Origin of the sequence: Lysinibacillus sp. NPDC058147 (assembly GCF_042884205.1) — a bacterium.
Classification (GTDB): domain Bacteria; phylum Bacillota; class Bacilli; order Bacillales_A; family Planococcaceae; genus Lysinibacillus.
Map to the genome: position 1 here is coordinate 21,120 of NZ_JBHVUJ010000008.1, position 22,060 is coordinate 43,179.

The 22,060-nt window shown below is 36.6% G+C and carries 22 protein-coding genes; 19 read left to right on the plus strand and 3 right to left on the minus strand.

Annotated elements, in window-relative coordinates; translation table 11 throughout:
- Positions 1 to 26: 26 nt before the first annotated feature.
- Complete coding sequence (locus tag ACFVT8_RS19765; RefSeq protein WP_387084769.1) at positions 27 to 743, plus strand: DUF554 domain-containing protein; 717 nt, start codon at positions 27 to 29, stop codon at positions 741 to 743.
- Here the strand turns inward: ACFVT8_RS19765 and yyaC are convergent.
- Positions 660 to 1,292 (minus strand): spore protease YyaC, encoded by a 633-nt coding sequence (yyaC, locus tag ACFVT8_RS19770; protein WP_387084771.1) that lies wholly within the window; start codon positions 1,290 to 1,292, stop codon positions 660 to 662. The genes ACFVT8_RS19765 and yyaC overlap by 84 nt on opposite strands.
- 93 nt (positions 1,293 to 1,385) lie before the next feature.
- Between yyaC and ACFVT8_RS19775 the strand changes: the two genes are divergently transcribed.
- From ACFVT8_RS19775 to ACFVT8_RS19790, 4 genes are all read left to right on the plus strand, one after another.
- A complete protein-coding gene (locus tag ACFVT8_RS19775; RefSeq protein ID WP_387084773.1) occupies positions 1,386 to 2,267 on the plus strand; it encodes a mechanosensitive ion channel family protein in 882 nt (293 codons plus the stop codon).
- Between the two features lie 5 nt (positions 2,268 to 2,272).
- Positions 2,273 to 2,473, plus strand: coding sequence for a DUF951 domain-containing protein (locus ACFVT8_RS19780; RefSeq protein WP_387085031.1), 201 nt, complete (start codon positions 2,273 to 2,275; stop codon positions 2,471 to 2,473).
- A 145-nt stretch (positions 2,474 to 2,618) separates the two neighbouring features.
- Complete coding sequence (ychF, locus tag ACFVT8_RS19785; protein ID WP_387084775.1) at positions 2,619 to 3,719, plus strand: redox-regulated ATPase YchF; 1,101 nt, start codon at positions 2,619 to 2,621, stop codon at positions 3,717 to 3,719.
- A gap of 85 nt (positions 3,720 to 3,804) precedes the next feature.
- Entirely contained in the window at positions 3,805 to 4,845 is a 1,041-nt protein-coding gene (locus ACFVT8_RS19790) for an acyl-CoA dehydrogenase family protein (RefSeq protein WP_387084777.1), read from the plus strand.
- Between the two features lie 66 nt (positions 4,846 to 4,911).
- On the opposite strand, the gene ACFVT8_RS19795 is transcribed toward ACFVT8_RS19790, so the two are convergent.
- Positions 4,912 to 5,472, minus strand: coding sequence for a DUF3267 domain-containing protein (locus ACFVT8_RS19795; RefSeq protein ID WP_387084779.1), 561 nt, complete (start codon positions 5,470 to 5,472; stop codon positions 4,912 to 4,914).
- 173 nt (positions 5,473 to 5,645) lie between these two features.
- On the opposite strand from ACFVT8_RS19795, the gene rpsF reads away from it, so the two are divergent.
- The 8 genes from rpsF (at position 5,646) to ACFVT8_RS19835 (ending at position 13,733) form a co-directional block, all read left to right on the plus strand.
- Positions 5,646 to 5,933, plus strand: a complete 288-nt coding sequence (gene rpsF, locus ACFVT8_RS19800; protein WP_053482932.1) for a 30S ribosomal protein S6 — start codon at positions 5,646 to 5,648, stop codon at positions 5,931 to 5,933.
- A 44-nt stretch (positions 5,934 to 5,977) separates the two neighbouring features.
- Entirely contained in the window at positions 5,978 to 6,547 is a 570-nt protein-coding gene (gene ssb, locus ACFVT8_RS19805; protein ID WP_387084781.1) for a single-stranded DNA-binding protein, read from the plus strand.
- A 38-nt stretch (positions 6,548 to 6,585) separates the two neighbouring features.
- Positions 6,586 to 6,822: a 30S ribosomal protein S18 gene (rpsR, locus tag ACFVT8_RS19810; RefSeq protein ID WP_012296211.1), complete on the plus strand. Its 237-nt coding sequence runs from the start codon at positions 6,586 to 6,588 to the stop codon at positions 6,820 to 6,822.
- Between the two features lie 618 nt (positions 6,823 to 7,440).
- The gene (locus ACFVT8_RS19815) at positions 7,441 to 8,382 is read left to right on the plus strand and encodes a YybS family protein (RefSeq protein ID WP_387084784.1); all 942 of its coding nucleotides are present in this window, start codon (positions 7,441 to 7,443) and stop codon (positions 8,380 to 8,382) included.
- Between the two features lie 12 nt (positions 8,383 to 8,394).
- The gene (locus ACFVT8_RS19820; RefSeq protein ID WP_387084786.1) at positions 8,395 to 10,368 is read left to right on the plus strand and encodes a DHH family phosphoesterase; all 1,974 of its coding nucleotides are present in this window, start codon (positions 8,395 to 8,397) and stop codon (positions 10,366 to 10,368) included.
- Positions 10,365 to 10,811, plus strand: a complete 447-nt coding sequence (gene rplI / locus ACFVT8_RS19825; protein ID WP_053482928.1) for a 50S ribosomal protein L9 — start codon at positions 10,365 to 10,367, stop codon at positions 10,809 to 10,811. Before ACFVT8_RS19820 ends, rplI begins: the two co-directional genes overlap by 4 nt.
- Positions 10,812 to 10,824: 13 nt before the next feature.
- Positions 10,825 to 12,186, plus strand: coding sequence for a replicative DNA helicase (gene dnaB, locus ACFVT8_RS19830; protein WP_053482927.1), 1,362 nt, complete (start codon positions 10,825 to 10,827; stop codon positions 12,184 to 12,186).
- Between the two features lie 257 nt (positions 12,187 to 12,443).
- On the plus strand, positions 12,444 to 13,733 hold the full coding sequence (locus tag ACFVT8_RS19835) for an adenylosuccinate synthase (RefSeq protein WP_387084789.1): 1,290 nt from the start codon (positions 12,444 to 12,446) through the stop codon (positions 13,731 to 13,733).
- A gap of 51 nt (positions 13,734 to 13,784) precedes the next feature.
- Here the strand turns inward: ACFVT8_RS19835 and ACFVT8_RS19840 are convergent, their stop codons facing one another.
- The gene (locus ACFVT8_RS19840) at positions 13,785 to 14,597 is read right to left on the minus strand and encodes a YitT family protein (RefSeq protein ID WP_387085033.1); all 813 of its coding nucleotides are present in this window, start codon (positions 14,595 to 14,597) and stop codon (positions 13,785 to 13,787) included.
- A gap of 350 nt (positions 14,598 to 14,947) precedes the next feature.
- On the opposite strand from ACFVT8_RS19840, the gene ACFVT8_RS19845 reads away from it, so the two are divergent.
- From ACFVT8_RS19845 to ACFVT8_RS19870, 6 genes are all read left to right on the plus strand, one after another.
- Positions 14,948 to 16,303: a peptidoglycan DD-metalloendopeptidase family protein gene (locus tag ACFVT8_RS19845; RefSeq protein WP_387084791.1), complete on the plus strand. Its 1,356-nt coding sequence runs from the start codon at positions 14,948 to 14,950 to the stop codon at positions 16,301 to 16,303.
- A gap of 221 nt (positions 16,304 to 16,524) precedes the next feature.
- Entirely contained in the window at positions 16,525 to 17,238 is a 714-nt protein-coding gene (yycF, locus tag ACFVT8_RS19850; RefSeq protein WP_053482923.1) for a response regulator YycF, read from the plus strand.
- A gap of 6 nt (positions 17,239 to 17,244) precedes the next feature.
- Positions 17,245 to 19,110: a cell wall metabolism sensor histidine kinase WalK gene (gene walK, locus ACFVT8_RS19855; protein WP_387084793.1), complete on the plus strand. Its 1,866-nt coding sequence runs from the start codon at positions 17,245 to 17,247 to the stop codon at positions 19,108 to 19,110.
- Complete coding sequence (locus ACFVT8_RS19860; protein ID WP_387084795.1) at positions 19,107 to 20,432, plus strand: YycH family regulatory protein; 1,326 nt, start codon at positions 19,107 to 19,109, stop codon at positions 20,430 to 20,432. Before walK ends, ACFVT8_RS19860 begins: the two co-directional genes overlap by 4 nt.
- Positions 20,419 to 21,237, plus strand: coding sequence for a two-component system regulatory protein YycI (locus ACFVT8_RS19865; RefSeq protein WP_387084797.1), 819 nt, complete (start codon positions 20,419 to 20,421; stop codon positions 21,235 to 21,237). The genes ACFVT8_RS19860 and ACFVT8_RS19865 overlap by 14 nt, the downstream gene beginning before the upstream one ends.
- Positions 21,237 to 22,025 (plus strand): MBL fold metallo-hydrolase, encoded by a 789-nt coding sequence (locus ACFVT8_RS19870; RefSeq protein WP_053482919.1) that lies wholly within the window; start codon positions 21,237 to 21,239, stop codon positions 22,023 to 22,025. The genes ACFVT8_RS19865 and ACFVT8_RS19870 overlap by 1 nt, the downstream gene beginning before the upstream one ends.
- Positions 22,026 to 22,060 lie beyond the last annotated feature (35 nt).

A 22,060-nucleotide genomic window follows, 5' to 3' on the forward strand; every position in this document is an offset into this window, starting at 1 on the left:
TTCTAGAGAGAAGGAAGGGTTGGGATGTGGTATTACTAGGGGCATTAATTAACGCTCTGCTTATTATGGTAGGTGCATTGGTAGGACGAATTTTTAAAAACATACCTGAATCAATGAAGTCTACTGTATTATCTATTATCGGTTTAGCAGTTGCACTTTTAGGGATTAAAATGGGCTTTGAAAGTGATAATTTTATTATTTTAATGATAAGTTTAGTAGTAGGTACAGTAATTGGTGAGTGGCTAGATTTAGATAAGCAAATGAATAGACTTGGACAATGGGTAGAATCTTTATTCAGTAAAAATCGTACTGATAATAATCAAATTGGCATAGCAGAAGGTTTTGTAACGGCCTCTTTAATATTTGTAGTTGGTTCTATGGGTGTCATTGGTGCACTCGATAGTGGTCTGCGTAATGATCATAATATACTTATTACGAAAGGATTAATCGATGGATTTATATCGATAATATTGGCATCTACATTAGGTATTGGAGTACTATTATCTGCATTCCCTGTATTCGTCTATCAAGGATTAATTGCACTTTTTGCAGGTGTTATCAGCTCCTTTATACCAGATGCTGCACTACAAATGTTTATACATGAAATGACTGCTGTAGGCGGTGTTATGATTTTTGCCATTGGTTTAAATATAGCGGGCTTAACTAAGATCAAGGCTGCCAACTTGTTGCCAAGTCTCATCGTTGTCGGTATTGTGGTTGCTATCTTCTATATTTTTCAATGAATAACGATGTGCGGCGAGCAATAGAGCTCTTGAAAGTTTTTCCGCCATTGCATAAGAAATATGAAGTCTTGTATTTTGTAAAACAAGCATTTCCATAAAGCCTCCAACATTGACTATTCCTTTAATGGAAATATCGCCGATGGGAGGTAATTCTTTCTTTACAGCTTTTCCTGGAAAAATAGGTCCATTTTGTACAGAAATATGTCCAACGTTTTGTTCACTTCCGAGGCATGCATCAATCGCAATGATGAAAGGTTTTATAGTATGATTGTGTAGCTGTTGCATAGTAGTGTTTAAATTAAGAGCATGCAAAGGATTGTCTAAAGAGCCTACAATTTCATATGGAAAACTAACAGACTTTTTGAGGAAGCTACCTGTTAATGGACCAAGTGTATCACCTGTACAACGGTCACTTCCAATACAACAGAAAATAAGGCGTTCATGATGAAAGGGTATATGTTCTAAAAATAATGTACTTAACTGCCAAACGATATTTTTACTTTCATGATGAAGAGAATAAGGGAGTAATAATTTTGGTATAGTATTCATAAAAAAACTCACTTTCCTTTTTATTTGTAAGAAGTGCTCGATTTTTATGCAGTATACGCAAATTTTTAGCAAGTTATTCAAGAGGTGGTATAAATGGATTACTTTAACGAAAAGGTATTAAAGCACTATTGGGACATGTTGATGTCAGAGGATCTTTGGATAAATATAACAAAAGCTTCAATGAAGATTACTGTTATTTTGATTGCATCTTGGTTAGCTGTACGATTAGGTAAAAAGTTTATTAAGAAAGTGTTTTTAATGCGGATGAGTTCACCTTTAAACCACTCAGAACGCCGACAAAAAACAATTTCAAGATTATTACAAAGCGTCATCTCCTATGCCGTTTATTTTTCAGCAATCATGGCGATTCTTCCTATCTTACACATTCAGATAGCAGGTTTATTGGCGGGAGCGGGGATTCTTGGTTTAGCAATCGGTTTTGGTGCGCAGAGCTTGGTAAAGGATGTCATTACTGGATTCTTTATTATTTTTGAAGATCAATTTGGTGTTGGCGATTATATAAAAATAAATGCAGCTGAAGGAACTGTTGTAGAGATAGGCTTACGTACAACAAAGATTAATGGTTCTACTGGAGAGCAATTTATTATACCGAATGGTTCGATTGGTGATGTTGTCAATTATTCTGTCAACAACTCTAAAATTTATATAGATTTACAAATGACGACCGATGCCGATTTTGAAAGAGCAGAATCTATTATTAAAAAGTATTTAAATACTTTACCTGAAATTCATAAAGAACTTGTAGCAGTACCTGTCTTTTTAGGTGTACAAAATGTTAAAGGTACAGAGGTAACGATTCGTATAGCCGCAGAAACATTACCACAACAACAATACGGGGTGGCTCGTACTATTCGTCGCGATGTTACAAAACTCTTTGAAGAAAATAATATACCAATGGCTCATCCGAAAATGATGTTCTATGGTGTGAATGGAAATGAAGAGGGGGAGAAATGAGTAATATGGAAGCGAAGAAATTTGGTTTAAACGATGTTGTTGAAATGAAAAAGCAGCACCCATGCGGCACAAATAAGTGGAAAATTATTCGAATGGGGGCAGATGTACGCATTAAATGTGAAGGCTGTCAGCATAGTGTCATGATTCCACGTCGCGAATTTGAGAAAAAAATGAAAAAGGTTTTAATTTCCGCTAGTGAAGACTAACTTCGATGTGTATTAGACTTTTTATGAGTGAATCAATATAATAGATAGGGTTATACAGTGATTAATCAGTGAGGACTTCTGTAACCTCACAGTATCCGTTAGTACGGGAAATTTTGAACAGATCATAGAAAGGTTGTGTCCATTCATGGCATTAACAGCTGGAATCGTTGGTTTACCTAACGTAGGAAAATCAACATTATTTAACGCAATTACAAAAGCGGGCGCATTGGCTGCAAACTATCCATTCGCAACAATCGATCCAAACGTCGGTATTGTTGAAGTACCAGACGCACGTTTAGATAAATTAACAGAATTAGTAATACCTAAAAAAACAGTACCAACAGCATTTGAGTTTACTGATATTGCTGGTATCGTAAAAGGCGCTTCAAAAGGTGAAGGTTTAGGGAACAAATTCCTTGCTCATATTCGTGAAGTAGATGCAATTTGCCAAGTAGTACGTTGTTTCGTAGATGAAAATATTACACACGTATCAGGTGCAGTTGATCCAATTGACGATATTGAGGTTATTAATCTAGAGCTTGCCCTTGCCGATTTAGAATCTGTTGATAAGCGATTACAACGTGTTAGCAAAATGGCAAAGCAAAAAGACAAAGAAGCAATGATTGAAGAACCTGTTCTTCTGAAAATTAAAGAACAATTAGAAAACGGTCGACCAGCACGCGCTGCAGAGCTTTCAGAGGACGAACTAAAGGTTATTAAAGGACTTCATCTTTTAACAATTAAGCCTATGCTTTATGTGGCAAACGTTTCAGAAGATGAAGTTGCTGACGCAGATAATAATGAATATGTACAAAAGGTACGTGAGTATGCAGCTGCTGAAGGTGCTCAAGTTATCACAATTTGTGCCAAAATCGAGGAAGAAATTTCTGAGCTTGATGATGAAGAAAAAGCAATGTTCTTAGAAGAATTAGGCATTAAAGAATCTGGTTTAGATCAATTAATCCGTACTTCATATGATTTACTAGGACTAGCAACTTATTTCACTGCTGGGGTACAAGAGGTACGTGCATGGACATTCCGTAAAGGCATGAAAGCACCACAATGTGCTGGAATCATTCACACAGACTTTGAACGTGGATTTATTCGTGCAGAAACAGTTGCCTTCAATGATTTAGTAGAGGCTGGTTCTCAAGCAGCTGCTAAGGAAGCTGGTAAAGTACGTCTTGAAGGTAAAGAATATGTAGTGCAAGACGGCGATATTATGTTATTCCGTTTCAATGTGTAAAATACGAACAGGGGCAATCTTTTAAAAGATTGCCTTTTTTTGTCTATATACTTATCTGAATTTTCAATCCGGAGGGTAGGCTAGTATGACTATATTACAAATAAAAGAGCGTGGTTTAGAAATTGAAGAGTTAGGTAGATTACCAGAAGATATATTAGAGCTTATTTATGAACATCAATTGTTTAAACTGTTCACAGCAAAGGAATTAGGCGGTAAAGATTTAGATTTACTAGAAGGTATTAAAGTATTCCAACAGATGTCTGTACTTGATGGTAACTTTGGCTGGCTTGTCACAATAGGTACAGGAGGTAATGCATTTATTCCAACATTAAACAAAGAGGTTTGTGAAAAAATATTTTCACCAAGAAATGCAGTCATCGCAGGCAGTGGCTATCCTACAGGCACAGCAGTAAAAATAGATGGGGGCTACCGTGTAACAGGTCAATGGAAGTATTGTAGTGGAGCAGATTATGCTACAACTTTTACGATGAATTGCTTTGTTGAGAATGAAGGTATTAGAACAGATGAAATCGTTAGTTGCTCCGTAAATCGAGATCAAGTAGAAGTTCTTAATGATTGGCAAGCAATAGGCTTAAAAGCGACAGCTAGTCATACGATCCGTGTGCAAAATGTTTGGGTGCCACGAGAGGAAACGTTCCAATTGGGCACAATTAAAAACAAGTATGAAAGTGCAGTACATAGTTTTCCGTTTGGCGCATTTGCGGAAGCTTCTTTTTTAAGTGTTTGCCTTGGGATAACAGAAAATTTCTTAGAAGAGACAGCTATTTTAGTGAAGGATAGAAACCATGACCCAAGCCGTACAGAACGTTTGGGCGCCATACAATTTATATTGATGCAACAACAGAAGAACTTTAGACAGCTTGAAGAGCAATTTTATTCAATGTTAGATGAATACTGGAAAAAACATAAAGAAGGTCATGAGTTGACCGATGAAGAACTACAACAATTTTCTCGGATGAGTAAAGACATTGCAGCAGCTTGCGTAGATATTTCCAATAACTTAATACGTAGACTTGGTATGGATGCGATTACAGAGACATCTTCGATTAATCGTATTTGGAGAAATTTATATACAGCAGCACAGCATGGTTTTTTAACGCCATAATCTTGTTTCAATAATAGAATCTGCTTGGATTCAAGCAGATTCTATTTGTAAGATGAATTACCTCAGTTATCTCTTTTCCTCAGGCGTATATACATAAAGCTTTGGTAAATGAGGATCATCCTGTATTAATGCATTTTTTGGATATTTGCACAATTCTTTATACATGGAAAAATCACCTACTGCCCCAGCTATTAAAAAAGCCCCAACTAATATGAAAACAGTACTGTTAAAATAGAAACCAGCAATTGTAGGGAGGACGCCAGTTGTCCAGAATGGAAGTAATAAAGCTTTTTTCATTGCATGATTTGGTAAAGGTTGTTCGGTTGTTGCGTATGCTATCCCAAGCTCTAAATTCAGGCCGTATTTTAACGATTTAAAGGGAACGCCTCCGAAGACCATAAAACCAATTAAATGAAAGGCTTCATGTAAGACAATGAATACAATATACAGGATGGTAAAAAGTATGGACCCACTAATCATACTCCAAAATGAAAAATCAAAATCTTTAAAGCAAATATATTGAATAGCTACAAATAATATGACTAGACCGCTTGTGACAACAATATTGTCCATCATTAATTTTTTTATATCCAACTCTATTACGATTGGTTCTTTATCTGGTAGCATGAAGATCATCCTTCCATTCATGAATTAAGTTCATTATATAGAATGAATTGTTAGTTTGCGACTTGAAAGACATGTATCTATATGTTACAATTCATTGATGTGAGTAATAATTATTACTTGCTCCTTGCTCCCTGTGTACAGGAGAGCCTAAGTCCATAAGGAGGTGTAAACAGATGAGAAAATACGAATTAATGTACATCGTACGTCCGAACATTGAAGACGAAGCGAAGAAAGCTTTAGTTGAACGTTTCAACGAAATCTTAACTTCTAACGGTGCAGAAGTCATCGAATCAAAAGAGTGGGGCAAACGCCGCTTAGCTTATGAAATTCAAGACTTCCGCGAAGGTTTCTACCAAATCGTGAAAGTAAACGCTACTTCAGAAGCAATTAACGAATACACACGTCTTGCTAACATTAGCGAAGATATCATTCGTCACATTGCGGTTCGCCAAGAAGCGTAATTATTTATTTTTAACAAAATGCTGAAAAGGAGGTTGCATTTCTGATGATAAACCGTGTCGTATTAGTTGGAAGACTAACAAAAGATCCTGAGCTACGCTATACGCCTAATGGTGTTGCGTCTACAAGATTTACAGTTGCTGTGAATCGAACATTCTCAAACCAACAAGGTGATCGCGAAGCTGATTTCATTAGCTGTGTTGCATGGCGCAAACAGGCTGAAAACTTAGCAAACTTCATGCGAAAAGGAAGTTTAATTGGAGTGGAAGGCCGCATTCAAACAGGCAGCTATGAAGGACAAGATGGTAAACGAGTATACACAACAGATGTAGTGGCAGATAGCGTACAGTTTTTAGAGCCTCGTAATGCTAGCGGTGCTCCTGCTCCTCAATATGGTGGGCAGAATACTTACGGTAATAATCAACCGTCATATGGCGGTGGACAACCACAGCAACAGTTTGGTGGTGCTATGCCAGGGCAGGGTTCATTTGGCGGCGATGCTTATCAGCAAAATCAACCACCTATGAATCAGCCGAATTATACACGTGTAGATGAGGATCCATTTGCTAATAGCAAAGGACCGATAGAAGTATCTGAGGATGATTTACCATTCTAATACTTCTAAAATAAAAAATGATAAGGAGGAGACACACTATGGCACCACGTCGCGGAGGCCGCAAACGCCGTAAAGTTTGCTACTTCACTGCTAATAACATTACGCATATCGACTATAAAGATGTGGATTTATTAAAAAAATTCATCTCTGAGCGCGGTAAAATCTTACCACGTCGCGTAACTGGCACTAGCGCTAAGTACCAACGTAAATTAACTTCAGCTATCAAAGTTTCTCGTATCATGGGATTACTTCCATTCGTAGCAGAAGACAAATAAGATATAAATAAAGGCACAACAAGGTTTAATCAACTTTTGTTGTGCTTTTTTATTTATAAAAAGTGGAGTTGCTGCTAAAGAAGGCTAATCTTGTAACATGGAAGGTGGGAATGGTTAGCCTTATTTTAGTAATATGGTTGATTTTATCTCAGTAATTGCTCTATAAATTACCATTTGCCATTAGTATAAGAATTTATTACACTTTTAAGAGACATGAATAAAGAAAAAATGAAATATTAGAGATTGAGAAACAAAACGCTATCGTATTTCTGAACGTATGAATGAGATGACCAATCGACTAAGTAACATTTTTAAAAAACAAAACGGCTTATAATCATTTCGATTAAAAGCCTTTTTTCGTGTAGTAGTAACTGTTTTAAAGCAGATCAATTTTTTTTGGTAAAAAATTTAAATATATATAAAAGAATTTAATGAGTGAATTTGTTATGCTTTTTCGGTAAAAGATCTCCTATATAGCTATGTATTTTACGCTTTAGTCATTACTTCTACAAAATTAATGACAAAGCATCCAGTTGTTCTTAGCGTTTTTTGTTCAATAACCTGAAAAAATGGTACAATAAAGGTCAGTAAGTTTGACTGAAAAAAGGAAGGTTTTCAATGCCGAAAAATCAAACAAAGGCGCTTGTACAAGGCTCAATGATGGCCGCAATCTTTACGATTCTAATGCTTATTTCTGCATATGTACCATTCATTTTTATAGTAGGTCTAATATTTGCTCCACTACCGATTGCTTGGTATAGCGCAAATTACAAGCGTTCCTCAACAATACTCGTAGCAGTAGTAGGATGTATCTTAACCGCTTTAACGAGTGGCATAGCTATGTTACCATTTGCCTTTATTTTGGCATTACTTGGTGTCGTTATAGGAAGTGCGATTAAACTAAAGAAGAGCAAGCTTTACCTATTCATGTCGTCTGGGGTTGCTATTCTTCTATCAACGGCAATTGTCTATGTAGGCTATGTTCAATTTGCTGGTATCAATATTATTAACATGAGCACGGAGCTTTTACGCGAAAATTATGAGCAATCAAATGAATTTGCAAAAACTGTAACAGGTCAAGTAGCGTTTCAGTCAGAGCAAATAGAGGCTATGTTAAAAATAATTGAGCTGACAATACCTGCAACAGTAACAATCTTTGCATTTGTAACAGCTTTTATTATCATAACGTGTAATTTCCCTGTTTTAAAACGTCTTGGTTTAGACGTTCCAAAATTTGCACCGTTCCAAAATATGCGTCTACCACGGTCTATTTTATGGTATTACATGATTATTTTATGTATTAATTTATTTATGCGTCCAGAATCTGGATCTACATTAGATATTATTGTTTTAAACGTTTCTTATATTTTATGGATGTTATTAATCCTACAAGGGATTTCCTTTATACATTACTTTATTTCTAAAAAGGAAATGCCGAAGGGTGTTAAATGGATTGCTACTTTGTTAGCCTTACCACTATCATCCTTTATGATATTGCTAGGAATCGTAGATTTAGGTTTCGACGTACGTTCACTTGTGAAGGGGAAAACTAAAGAATAAGGGGCTGATGTAATGGGGACTTTTAGAAAACGACCAATCCGCTATCCGCTTTTTGTTCTTTCCATTTTTGGCATTGTGACGTTCGTGCTTCTATGTATTTGGAATATCGGGATAGGTATAGGTTATGGAGTAGGTTTTGTTCTATTAATGGCTTATACGTGGAAGGTAGAAAAGATTACCTTTGATGAAACAGAAAAGCATATTGAATCCATCTCTTTCCGCATGAAAAAAGTTGGGGAAGAGGCATTGCTTGAAATGCCAATTGGGATTTTACTTGTCAATGATCAATATGAAATAGAATGGTCGAATCCATATATGCAAGGCGTTTTAAATATGGAAAACTTAGTAGGTGAAGGGATCGTTAATATATCTGACGACATTTACGTGCTAATGAAGAGCGAAGAGACAAACGAAGATACGATTACGCTCCGTGATCGTAAATATCGAGTTTATTATAAAAAAGAAGAGAATTTACTATATTTCTTTGATATTACTGAGCAGATAGCTATTGAAAAACAATACTACGCAGATCGTACAGTTATTGCGATTTTATTTGTTGATAACTATGACGAAATTACGCAAGCAATGGATGACCAACCACGTAGTTTAACGAATACGATGGTGACATCAATCGTTAATGATTGGGCAGCTGAGCAAGGAATATTTGTCAAACGAATATCATCCGATCGTTTTTTAGCTGTATTAAACGAATCCATTTTAATGGAGCTTGAAAAGAAAAAATTTGCCATTTTAGATACCATTCGAGAAAAAACAGCGCAAAAAAATATGTCATTAACATTAAGTATTGGTGTTGGGGCAGGATCATCTTCATTAGTAGAGCTTGGTGAACTAGCACAATCAAGTTTAGACCTTGTTTTAGGTCGTGGTGGTGATCAGGTTGCCATCAAGCAACCTTCAGGAAAGCTAAAGTTCTACGGTGGGAAAACGAATCCAGTTGAGAAACGTACACGCGTTAGAGCACGTGTTATTTCCCATGCACTACGTGATTTAATTCAGGAAAGTGACCAAGTGTTTGTTATGGGACATAAAAACCCTGATATGGACTCTATTGGTGCCTCTGTTGGTGTGCGTAAAATGGCACAAATGAATGATGTGAAAGGCTATGTGATCGTAAATTTTGAAGAATTAAACGGAAGTGTAACACGTTTAATGAATGAAATAGAGAGTAAATCGGATTTCTATGAGAATTTCCTAACGCCAGATGAAGCTGCGGCAAGAATGACAGAAAAATCATTGCTCGTAATTGTCGATACACATAAACCTAATTTAGTCATCGATGCACACCTATTGAAGCTGGCTGAAAAAGTTGTAGTGATTGATCATCATCGTCGAAGTGAAGATTTTATAGAAAATCCAACGCTTGTTTACATGGAGCCATATGCATCATCTACAGCAGAGCTTATAACAGAGTTACTTGAGTATCAGCCAAAACGTGCAAAGATTAATATGTTAGAGGCTACGGCATTGCTGGCGGGAATTATTGTCGATACGAAGAGTTTTACATTGCGTACAGGAGCCCGTACGTTCGAAGCGGCTTCTTATTTAAGGACAAATGGTGCCGATACAGTGCTAGTACAGCGATTATTAAAAGAAGACGTCGATACGTATATCGAGCGTTCTAAAATAGTGCAAACAGTTAAGTTCGTGAAGCCGGGTATTGCTATTGCTGTAGGTGAGGAAGCGAAAGTGTATGATTCTGTACTAATTGCGCAAACAGCAGACATTTTACTAACAATGAAGGATGTTGGTGCTTCCTTTGTCATTGCGCACCGTTCAGATGGCAAAATCGGCATAAGTGCAAGATCACTTGGTGAGGTAAACGTACAGCTTGTTATGGAAAAGCTAGGCGGCGGCGGACATTTAACAAATGCAGCTTGCCAAGTCGAAGCAAATTCCATTGCTGGAGTAGAAAAATATTTAGAAGAGGCCATAAATGAGGTACTCGAAGGGAGTTCGGAATCATGAAAGTAGTATTTTTAAAAGACGTTAAAGGAAAAGGGAAAAAAGGGGAAGTTAAAAATGTAGCAGACGGCTACGCACAAAACTTCTTAATTAAAAATGGCTATGCTGCTGAAGCAAATGCACAAGCATTAAGCCAATTAGAAGGTCAAAAGAATTTAGAAGCTAAAAATGCTGCTGCCGAATTAGCTGAAGCGAAAGCATTAAAAGAAAAATTAGAAGCTTTAACAGTAGAATTAAAAGCAAAATCAGGTGAAGGTGGTCGCCTATTTGGCTCAGTATCTACAAAGCAAATTGCTGATGCACTTCAAAAAACGCATGGCATAAAAATTGATAAACGTAAAATGACTTTAAGCGATGGAATTCGTGCGCTAGGCTTTACAAATGTACCTGTAAAACTACATCATGAAGTATCTGCAGCATTAAAAGTTCATGTAACGGAAGAATAAGGGGCGACGATCCATGAACGAACCGATGATGGATCGCGTTCCACCGCATAACCGGGAAGCAGAGCAATCGGTTATCGGTGCAATTTTCCTCGATCCTCAATCGTTAATCACTGCATCTGAAATTTTGCTAGCAGATGATTTTTATCATAATGCACATAAGACAATTTTTGAAACGATGCTACGTTTAAGTGATCAAGGAAAAGCGATAGATGTTGTAACAGTTACTGAAGAATTATCAGCTAAAAAAGAAATTGAGGATGTTGGCGGGCTATCTTATTTACTAGAGCTCGCCAATGCTGTCCCTACAGCTGCTAACGTCGCCCACTATGCGAAAATTGTCGAAGAAAAGGCTCTTTTACGTCGTTTAATTCGTGTAGCTACTAAAATAGTAGAAGATGGCTATACTCGTGAAGATGAGGTAGAAGCATTACTTGGTGAAGCAGAGAAGAAAATGATGGAGGTAGCCAATCGTAAAAATGCCGGTGACTTTAAGCATGTAAAAGACGTATTGGTGGAAACCTTTGATAACATTGAAAAACTCCAATCTCAAAAAGGTGATGTTACAGGTATTCCGACAGGCTTCCGTGATTTAGACAATATAACAGCTGGCTTTCAGCGCAACGATTTAATCATTGTAGCGGCACGTCCTTCTGTAGGTAAAACAGCCTTTGCGTTGAATGTCGCACAAAGTGTTGCCGTGCAAGCACGTGAAAATGTCGCGATCTTCTCATTAGAGATGGGTGCTGAGCAACTAGTTATGCGTATGCTTTGTGCAGAGGGAAATATAGATGCACAAGTTTTACGTACAGGTGCTTTAACAACGGAAGATTGGGGTAAACTAACTATGGCGATGGGGAGTTTATCGAATTCTGGAATTTTTATTGATGATACACCAGGTGTACGTATCAATGAAATTCGAGCAAAATGTCGACGTTTAGCACAAGAGCATGGTCTCGGTATGATTTTGATCGATTATTTACAGCTCATTCAAGGTAGTGGTAAGCCAGGTGAGAACCGTCAGCAAGAGGTATCTGAGATTTCACGTTCTTTAAAAGGTTTAGCGCGTGAATTAAAGGTTCCTGTCATTGCATTATCACAGCTATCTCGTGGCGTTGAGCAACGTCAAGATAAGCGACCAATGATGAGTGACTTGCGTGAATCGGGAAGTATTGAGCAAGATGCTGATATTGTTGCCTTCTTATATCGTGATGACTATTACGATAAAGAGTCTGAGAGTAAAAATATGATTGAAATTATTATTGCTAAACAGCGTAACGGTCCAACGGGTACAGTTACACTTGCTTTTAAAAAGGAATTCAATAAATTCATTAATGTGGATTGGTCGCAAATGCCGCCACCACCTCCACGTGATTAAATAATAATCTTCATTCATAGGAAAAAAATCCTTTTTCAGAGGAAACTCAACGTTAGAGATTACGCCAAGACTGAATTAATCTGAATGTTAGATAATATTCATACCATTCTGTTATTAAACACGAACGTTGAATCATATTTTTTGATTTTATGTTCGTGTTTTTAAGTATTTTTGTTGACTAGGCGTTTCTATCATTGTTACAATAATTAACGGCTTAAAAATTGAGATACAAATCGTATCTAACGGAGGTGCTGACTATGACATCAGTTGTAGTTGTAGGAACACAGTGGGGAGACGAAGGAAAAGGTAAAATTACAGATTTCCTTTCACAAAAAGCCGATGCAATCGCTCGTTTTGCAGGCGGTGATAATGCAGGACATACTATTAAATTTGATGGTGAAACTTATAAGTTACATTTAATTCCATCAGGTATTTTCTATAAAGAAAAAACGTCAGTAATCGGAAATGGTCTGGTTGTTAATCCAAAGTCATTAGTTACTGAGCTTAGAGGCTTACAAGAACGTGGCGTTGATACAGATAATTTACGAATTTCTAATCGTGCGCATGTTATTTTGCCATATCATATAAAGCAAGATATCGCTGATGAGGAAAGCCGTGGCGATAATAAAATTGGTACGACTTGTAAAGGGATTGGACCATGTTATCAGGATAAAGTAGCACGTATCGGTATCCGTATGGCTGATTTACTAGACAAGGATGTATTTGAAGAAAAACTACGTCAAAATTTAGCAATTAAAAATAAGTTATTTGAGAAATTTTACGAAGTTGAAGGCGTAACATTCGAAGAAATTTTCGAGGAATATTACGGCTATGGACAAGAAATCGCAAAATATGTAACTGACACGTCTAAAATCTTAAACGATGTACTAGATGAAGGTGGCAAAGTGTTATTTGAAGGAGCACAAGGTATTTTACTTGATGTCGATCAAGGTACGTATCCATTTGTAACATCTTCAAATCCTGTTGCTGGTGGAGTAGCGATTGGTGCTGGTATTGGTCCTTCACGAGTTACAAGTGTTATTGGTGTATCTAAAGCCTATACTTCTCGTGTTGGCGATGGCCCGTTCCCAACTGAATTATTTGATGAAGTAGGTCAACAAATTCGTGAAGTTGGTCGTGAATACGGTACAACAACTGGTCGCCCACGTCGTGTAGGTTGGTTCGATACGGTAGTTGTGCGCCACTCACGCAGAGTAAGTGGTATTACGCATCTTGCGCTTAACTCAATCGATGTTTTATCTGGTTTAGAAACAGTTAAAATTTGTACAGCGTATAAATATAAAGATGAAACGATTACTGAGTATCCAGCAAATCTTCATATTATTGAACAATGTCAACCAATTTATGAAGAGCTTCCAGGCTGGTCAGAAGATGTTACAGGCTGCAAAACATTAGAAGAGCTACCTGAGAATGCACGACGCTATGTAGAACGCGTGAGTGAATTAACTGGTATTGAAATTGCTACTTTCTCTGTTGGTCCTGCACGTGAACAAACAAACGTTTTAGTGGACGTTTGGGAAGCATAATAATTATAAATCAAAAAAGGACGTACCATATGCGGTACGTCCTTTTTGTCATTAGTGAATATCTCTCTTCTTGAAGCGGCCACCTTTAACCTCGGCAATATTCCCAATTGCTAGGAATGCATGATCATCAATTTCAGCGACGATTGATTTAAGCTTCGATTCCTCTAATCGGGTAATGATAGTAAAAATAACCTTTTTATCGTTCCCCGTATAAGCTCCCTCACCATGAAGGAAGGTTACTCCTCGGCCAAGTCGGTCCATAATGGTCTGTCCAATTTCATCAATGTCGTCACTAATGATATAAACAGATTTTGATTCCTCCATCCCTTGAATGACGATGTCAATCATTTTATAGGCGATATAATATGCCAGGATAGAGTACATTGCTTGTTCCCACGTAAACACAAATCCCGCTATCATAAAGATGAGTAAATTGAAGAACATAATAATTTCACCAACGGAGAACGGTGTTTTTCTATTAAATAAAATAGCTAAAATTTCTGTCCCATCTAATGAACCACCATAACGAATGACGATGCCGACACCAATACCTAAAATCATACCTCCAAAAACTGTGGCCAAAAGCGTATCTTGGGTAAACGGGTTTAGATTATGTAAGAAAAGTGTTGTTAATGAGAGTACTGTAATTCCGAGTCCTGTGGAAAGTGCAAAAGTTTTACCGATTTGTTTATAGCCTAAAAAGATAAAAGGTAAGTTTAAAATGAAGATGAAAATACCAAGAGGTAAATTCAATAAATGAGAAGTGATAATGGAAACACCTACGATTCCACCATCCATAATGTGGTTTGGCACTAAAAATAGTTCTAGCCCCAATGCCATAATGAATGCACCCAATGCCACCATAATGGTTCTAATTATAAGTTTACGAACAGTATTCTTACGTTGGGGTTTTCTTACTTTAGGGGTTATTCCAGAGGTCTGTGAATCATTCAAATTAATCGCTCCAATCAACTAGTATATCCTACCTTTATTTTATCTGAATATTAAAAAAGTAAAAAGCGATAAGTCTAAAATTATATTAATAGCTACAAAAATAGGAATTATGTAACAATTAATAGAGAATTAATACATTTACATTACAAAAAGATGAAAACAGTCAAACCATATTTTCTTTATGGTACAGTGAAGTGGTGCAAAAGATCTTTGTGGGTAATTGATCCTACAATAGGTTAAAGTTGGAAGGGGCTTTATTAATGAGTTCGTCTTGGTCAAGAAAAGAAAAAAACAATAGATTCACTTATAATTTTTCTTCAATTAAAAAGGTATCCATTATTACAGTTGTTATGACAAGTTTAACGTTTAATGTAGGTTTTGCAAAAGAAAATCATAAAGAAGATTTAAACAAAATTAATCACGTTTACGTGGGAAATAAAAATATAGATGCGGTCTCTAATGAAGTATTTAGTAATCAAATTACTGATGAGAATATTTTGGAGAAATTAGAGCAATCTTTAGCAGTTAAATCACCAGCTTTTACATTATTTGTAGATCATAAGCCTGTAGTTTCTTTAAAAGATACAAAAGCCTATGAAGATACTATTCGAATGCTAAAGTTACAATATGTTTCACAGCAAGAGCTAAATAGTATATATGTTAACCAGCAATCTACGAGTATCCCACCATTACAAACTGGTGAAACGCGCCTTTTAGATATTTCTTTTAAACAGGAAATTTCAGGTACAACACAAAAAGTAGCACCAAATGCTATTTTAGCGCCTGAGGAAGCTGTGAAATATTTAATGACAGGTTCTCTTGAGCGAGAAACATATAAAATTCAATCAGGTGATGTTTTAGGCTCAGTTGCCCAAAAACATGGATTAACAACAGCTGAGCTATTAGCGTTAAATCCTGGTATCACTGTTGATACAGTTTTGCAGATCGGGCAAGCATTAAACGTAACAGTCGCTAAACCATTAGTAACACTTGAGATGAAACAGGAGAAGAAAGTTACTGATAAAATCCCGTTTAATAAAATAGTTGAAGAAGATCCAGCGATGTATAAAGGTGAGAAAGTAATTAAACGACAAGGCGTTAATGGAAGAAAAGAAACATCATATTTATTAACGTCTGAAAATGGGACTCGTATATCCAAAGTTGCGTTAGAAGAAGAGATTATACAACAACCAGTTGACGAAATTGAAGTAGTTGGTACGAAGGTGATTTCTTCTCATGGTACGGGTGAATTTACTTGGCCAACAGTGGGTGGCTATATTTCAAGTGGAATGGGCCAACGTTGGGGAGAACTCCATCGTGGTATTGATATTGCCCGCCCTAGTAATTACAATATTTTAGCTTCAGATAATGGTGTTGTTGTCGCAGCTGGTGTCTCTGGTAGTTACGGTAATCGTATTGTAATTAATCATAATAATGGTTATACAACGCTTTACGGACACCTATCTTCAATTAAAGTGGAAGTAGGGCAAGTAGTAGAAAAAGGTTCAGTTATAGGTATTATGGGCTCTACTGGAAATTCAACAGGTACACATCTACACTTTGAAGTTAAGAAAAATGGTTCGTTAGAAAATCCATTATCATATGTAGGGCGTTAATCAGTTCGAATAGAAGGCAGTCCGAAATAGGGCTGTCTTTTTGTATATTTTGTATATAAATCTATGTTATTTCCCGAGAAATATTTGTCGAAATATAGTTGGATATAATATCAGGATTTAGAATAATGCATAGAAGCTAAAAGCATGGTAGAGTTAAGGGTAGTAACTTTAAAAATACACAACGTTTAATAATAGATAAATAGCGAAAGGGAGAAAAATATATGGACAAAACCATTTTAGTTGTTGACGATGAAAAACCAATCGCAGATATTTTACAGTTTAATTTAATAAAAGAAGGCTACAAAGTTATTTGTGCTTATGATGGAGATGAAGCACTAGAGAAGGTTGAGGAAGAACAACCAGATTTAATGCTTTTAGATATAATGTTACCTAAGCGTGATGGGATGGAAGTTTGTAGAGAAATACGAAAAAAATATGATTTCCCTATCATTATGTTAACAGCAAAAGGCTCTGAGATTGATAAAGTGTTAGGATTAGAAATGGGCGCAGATGATTATGTGACAAAGCCTTTTAGTACACGTGAACTTATTGCGCGTGTAAAGGCAAATATGCGCCGCTTACAGGTAGTAGCCCCTACTGCCGAAGAGGTTGAAGAAGAATCCAATGAAATTGTAGTAGGTTCTCTTGTTATTCAGCCAGATGCTTACTTGGTATTGAAGCGTGATGAGGCAATTGAATTAACGCATAGGGAGTTTGAATTATTACATTACTTAGGTAAGCATATCGGTCAAGTAATGACGCGTGAACATTTATTGCAAACTGTGTGGGGCTATGATTATTTTGGCGATGTACGAACAGTAGATGTAACAATTCGTCGTTTACGAGAAAAAATAGAGGACAATCCTAGCCATCCAGCTTGGATTGTAACTCGTCGTGGTGTAGGTTATTATTTACGAAATCCTGAACAGGAGTAAAAAGGAATGCAGAAAGTAAGCTTCTTTAAATCAATTCATGTCAAGCTAGTATTAATTTATATTTTACTGATCCTCCTTGCTTTGCAAATAATAGGAATATATTTTGCGCGTGAATTAGAGTCAAATTTAAAAACCAACTTTCGAGATTCCATTTTTCAACGTGTCGATTTGATGCAATATAGCATTCGTGAAGAAATGTTAAAAGAACGCGATGATAGTATGCCATCTCTTGAAGAAAGCCTGAAAACGATTGTAATGGAGTTTTCTGCGGGATTGAAGGATGTTTCTACTGGAGATATTTTAGGAATCCGCGTCATTGATAATAGACAACGTATTCGCGCCACATCAGAGATAGACAATCAAAATTTGATTGGACAGCGCTCGAATAATGATCTTGTACGCCGTGCAATCTCTGCAGAAACATTATTTGAAAACATCAAACTGGATAATAAAACAAGAAATCGAGTATGGGTGTTAGCTTCACCAATTCGAGATGGTGCAGGTCCTGATGATGAAATCATAGGGGTACTCTATATTGAAGCTAATATTGAATCGGTTTTCAAACAAGTAAATGACATTAACCAAATTTTCCTCGGTGGTACGGCAGTGTCCTTGGTGATTACTATCTTTTTAGGAATTTTAGTGGCACGAACAATTACACAGCCTATTTCAGATATGCGTAAGCAGGCACAGGCGATGGCAAAGGGTAACTATTCTCGAAAAGTGCGGGTTTATGGTACAGATGAGATAGGGCAGCTTGCTATAACCTTTAATCATTTAACGAATCGCTTGCAGGAGGCGCAATCTACTACAGATGCTGAGCGGCGAAAACTCGATTCGGTCCTAAGTAATATGACTGATGGCGTTATTGCGACAGATCGAAAAGGGCGTATCATTCTTATTAATGATCCCGCACTAGAGCTGTTGCATATTTCAAGAGATATTACATTAGGTCGTCCTATTGCATCTGTTTTAGGTATTGACCAAGATTATAGTTTTGAGGATTTAATTCACATGAATGATGCGGTGAATTTAGATTTCAGTACGGCAGATGCACCGTATATTTTACGTGCGAATTTCTCTGTTATTCAAAAAGAAACAGGCTTTATTAATGGTCTAATTACCGTCCTGCACGATATTACGGAACAGGAAAAAATAGAGATGGATCGTAGGGAATTTGTATCAAATGTGTCGCATGAATTACGGACACCATTAACGACGATGCGTAGTTATTTAGAGGCGTTAGCAGATGGTGCATGGAAAGATGAAAATATCGCTCCAACATTTTTAAATGTTACACAAACAGAGACAGAGCGTATGATTCGCTTAGTAAATGATTTATTACAGTTATCCAGAATGGATAGTTCAGATTATGAGTTGAATAAGGACATTGTTCTATTCAATTCATTCTTTAACCGTATTATCGATCGTTTTGAAATGTCTAAGTCAGATAAAGTGATGTTTGAACGTTTATTCCCAGAGGCATCTTACTATGTAGAAATTGATACAGATAAGGTGACACAAGTTATCGATAATATTATTTCCAATGCTATTAAGTATTCTCCAGATGGAGGTAATATTCGCTTTGGCTTTACAGCGCAAGGAGATATGCTGAAGGTTATGATTTCTGATGATGGTATGGGAATTCCTAAAGAAAATGTAGGGCGTATTTTTGAGCGTTTCTATCGTGTAGATCGAGCTCGAGCTCGATCTATGGGAGGCACTGGTCTAGGGTTGGCTATTGCCAGAGAAATGATTGAAGCTCATGATGGGAAAATATGGGCTGAGAGTGAGGAAGGACATGGAACAACGGTTTTCTTCACATTACCACTTAATTTAGATGATTTTGACGAGGCAGGTGAGTGGGAATGAAATATATAGAACCCGTTAAATCAGTTGTTTTATTCCTACTTGTTATGTTAAGTGTAGTGTTAACCTTTATGATTTGGACATATACGCCAGATTATAAATTTATTGAACAGACTGAAGGAAAAGAAATCCTAATTGGACCGCAAAAAAAAATGGAGGATGTCATTCGTCCGTATAAAGCCATTTATCGTTTTGATAAGGAATTTACCGGAACCATATCTAATGGCGTAATGGAAGATATTATGGAAGCATTTCAGGGATGGAATATCCTAGATTTAATGCCCGTTAACAATAATCTTACGGCCAACGCTGTAAACGAGATGATTCGTACTAATAATTGTATGACTGTCTTTTTTGCGGGTGAGATTCCTTACTCTGCCTTTAACACAATTTTTCAGTTCGCTGATAAGGAGCTACCTGAAACAACCTTTAATCGTATGATTATAGATTGGAGTAATTATAGTAACAAAGATATACAGGTGTTTTTCATTAGCGGTAATAATGAAGTATTGATGCGTTCACATGTCAGTCTAGAAAATGCTAATCAATTTGTACGAAATATTATTGAACCGGCGAAAACATACGGCAATTTTAAAGAAGTAGAGCGTGATGGCTTTACCTCTCTTTATGTGGCTAACGAAAAAATTGAATCTGCGAAATATACGTATTTTATCGATATGCAATCACCTGATATTTTTAAGAATGTGTTATTTACAGAACCAAACAATGTTCTTCGCACTGACGAAAGTGCAACCACTGAAAAATATCAAGATGGTATGTCACTAATGACAGTGGATAAGAATTTAAAATCATTGATTTTTGTCTATCCAACTGCAGAAAGTAGTGTAAGAATAGAACCTTCCAAGCTCCTGACAGATAGTTATGAATTTATCAATGAACACGGAGGCTTTACAGCTGATTATCGCTATGTATCAACAAGTACAAGTAATAATCAATTAGATTATCAGCTATATTTACAAGGATTACCGGTTTATAGTGACCAGGCTATAAGTCGAATTACAACAGTTTGGGGAGATAATCGTATTTTCCGCTACAAGCGCCCATACTTTACTTTAGATACAGACGTTCCATCCGAAAAGGAGATTAAAGAATTGCCATCAGGATCGGAAATCGTTGAAAAGATTCAAAAGCTTAATAACATTGTATTATCAGATATAGATGAAATTGTTGTGGGCTACTATTTAACACAAGATCAAAGTGAACTAAATATGACATTAGAACCGTGCTGGTTTGTTATTCGTAACGGTGTATGGACGAAACTGACACCTGAAACATTGGGAGGTGTCAAAAATGGATTGGAATAGAACAAAATCTATTTTCATATTCGTTTTTTTAATCTTAAATATCTTCTTGTATTCGTTATATTTTAAATCCTATAATGAAGCGAAGAGCATAGAGATACCTGGCGAAAAAACAATAGAAGCCCGTTTAAAGGATGATAATATTACGTATGGTACACTGCCAAATAGTAATGAATTTGTTGTGTATATTACAGGCAAAGTCCATACATTTAAAAGTACTGATTTTAACGATGACAATCAGCGAGGAAATATTAATGATGAGACACATCCAAGTGTTGTTTTTATAAACCCTGTGAAATTACGGAATATTGATGATACAAGCATTACAGAGTTTGTTCATGCAAACGTTAAAGAAGGCGATTCCTATGCTTTATGGAAGGTAGATCGTGAGGAACGAGTCGCAACCTTCTTCCAAAAGAAAGGCAATCGAATGTTTTATTATAATGAGAGTGCCTTATTAAAAGTACAGTGGAATACAGACAACGAAGTTACAATGTATGAACAAACGATGCTCGATGATATCGAAGAAATGGAGAAACAGGAAACTGTCATACCACCACTTCAAATTATCCAGACACTTTATAATAAAGGGCTATTAAAGCCAGAATCGAGTATTACACAAATGAAGTTAGGTTACTCGACAAAAGGTTATTTAACACAAACGCAAGTGTTAGTACCAACATGGGAAGTACAAGTGAAATTAGATGGAGAAACAGAAGAATATTTTGTCAATGCTAGTGAAGGAAATGTAATAGAAATCCAAGGAGACAAGCAAAAGGCTGAAGAGGAAGACTGGGGAGTTGAATAATGCGATTTAGTGTTTTAGCAAGTGGCAGTACAGGAAATTCGATTTATGTAGAGAATGAAGATCACGCATTTATTGTCGATGCTGGTCTCAGTGGCAAAAAAATGGAGCAACTATTTACAAAAATCGACCGCAATATGAAACAGCTAAGTGGCATTTTCGTTACACATGAGCATAGTGATCATATTAAAGGAATAGGTGTATTGGCACGAAAATATAGTGTACCTATTTATGCCAACGCCAAAACGTGGCAGGCGATGGATGGGCTAGTCGGTGAAATACCTTTAGAGCAACGTTTTGAATTTGAAATGGACACTGTAAAGCATTTTGGTTCATTAGCTGTTGAATCCTTTGCTGTATCACATGATGCAGCCGATCCAATGTTCTATAGCTTCCATGAAAATGGACGTAAGCTTGTTGTTATTACGGATACAGGCTATGTTAGTGACCGTATGAAGGGTATCATTCGAGGTGCTGATTCCTTTGTGTTTGAAAGTAACCACGATGTGAATATGTTGCAAATGGGGCGTTACCCATGGTCTATAAAACGTCGTATTTTAAGTGATGTAGGGCACGTTTCTAATGAGGATGCAGCTATAGCAATGAGTGACGTAGTATTTGAAAAACCGACAAATATTTATTTATCACATTTAAGTATGGATAATAACATGAAAGAACTTGCGCGCATGAGTGTCACACAAACTTTGCAATCCTGCGGCATTATTGTTGGAGAGTATTTAAATTTATTTGATACAGATGCAGAAGAGCCGACGAAATTAGTTACCGTTTAATGATTAGCATCAGTTAAAAATATCGAAGCTTTAAT

Excerpts from the sequence above, each read along its gene's own strand:
- yyaC (WP_387084771.1), bottom strand. The coding sequence starts at position 1,292 with ATGAATACTATACCAAAATTATTACTCCCTTATTCTCTTCATCATGAA.
- ACFVT8_RS19775 (WP_387084773.1), top strand. The coding sequence starts at position 1,386 with ATGGATTACTTTAACGAAAAGGTATTAAAGCACTATTGGGACATGTTG.
- ACFVT8_RS19780 (WP_387085031.1), top strand. The coding sequence starts at position 2,273 with ATGGAAGCGAAGAAATTTGGTTTAAACGATGTTGTTGAAATGAAAAAG.
- ychF (WP_387084775.1), top strand. The coding sequence starts at position 2,619 with ATGGCATTAACAGCTGGAATCGTTGGTTTACCTAACGTAGGAAAATCA.
- ACFVT8_RS19790 (WP_387084777.1), top strand. The coding sequence starts at position 3,805 with ATGACTATATTACAAATAAAAGAGCGTGGTTTAGAAATTGAAGAGTTA.
- ACFVT8_RS19795 (WP_387084779.1), bottom strand. The coding sequence starts at position 5,472 with ATGCTACCAGATAAAGAACCAATCGTAATAGAGTTGGATATAAAAAAA.
- rpsF (WP_053482932.1), top strand. The coding sequence starts at position 5,646 with ATGAGAAAATACGAATTAATGTACATCGTACGTCCGAACATTGAAGAC.
- ssb (WP_387084781.1), top strand. The coding sequence starts at position 5,978 with ATGATAAACCGTGTCGTATTAGTTGGAAGACTAACAAAAGATCCTGAG.
- rpsR (WP_012296211.1), top strand. The coding sequence starts at position 6,586 with ATGGCACCACGTCGCGGAGGCCGCAAACGCCGTAAAGTTTGCTACTTC.
- ACFVT8_RS19815 (WP_387084784.1), top strand. The coding sequence starts at position 7,441 with ATGCCGAAAAATCAAACAAAGGCGCTTGTACAAGGCTCAATGATGGCC.
- ACFVT8_RS19820 (WP_387084786.1), top strand. The coding sequence starts at position 8,395 with ATGGGGACTTTTAGAAAACGACCAATCCGCTATCCGCTTTTTGTTCTT.
- rplI (WP_053482928.1), top strand. The coding sequence starts at position 10,365 with ATGAAAGTAGTATTTTTAAAAGACGTTAAAGGAAAAGGGAAAAAAGGG.
- dnaB (WP_053482927.1), top strand. The coding sequence starts at position 10,825 with ATGAACGAACCGATGATGGATCGCGTTCCACCGCATAACCGGGAAGCA.
- ACFVT8_RS19835 (WP_387084789.1), top strand. The coding sequence starts at position 12,444 with ATGACATCAGTTGTAGTTGTAGGAACACAGTGGGGAGACGAAGGAAAA.
- ACFVT8_RS19840 (WP_387085033.1), bottom strand. The coding sequence starts at position 14,597 with ATGGTGGCATTGGGTGCATTCATTATGGCATTGGGGCTAGAACTATTT.
- ACFVT8_RS19845 (WP_387084791.1), top strand. The coding sequence starts at position 14,948 with ATGAGTTCGTCTTGGTCAAGAAAAGAAAAAAACAATAGATTCACTTAT.
- yycF (WP_053482923.1), top strand. The coding sequence starts at position 16,525 with ATGGACAAAACCATTTTAGTTGTTGACGATGAAAAACCAATCGCAGAT.
- walK (WP_387084793.1), top strand. The coding sequence starts at position 17,245 with ATGCAGAAAGTAAGCTTCTTTAAATCAATTCATGTCAAGCTAGTATTA.
- ACFVT8_RS19860 (WP_387084795.1), top strand. The coding sequence starts at position 19,107 with ATGAAATATATAGAACCCGTTAAATCAGTTGTTTTATTCCTACTTGTT.
- ACFVT8_RS19865 (WP_387084797.1), top strand. The coding sequence starts at position 20,419 with ATGGATTGGAATAGAACAAAATCTATTTTCATATTCGTTTTTTTAATC.
- ACFVT8_RS19870 (WP_053482919.1), top strand. The coding sequence starts at position 21,237 with ATGCGATTTAGTGTTTTAGCAAGTGGCAGTACAGGAAATTCGATTTAT.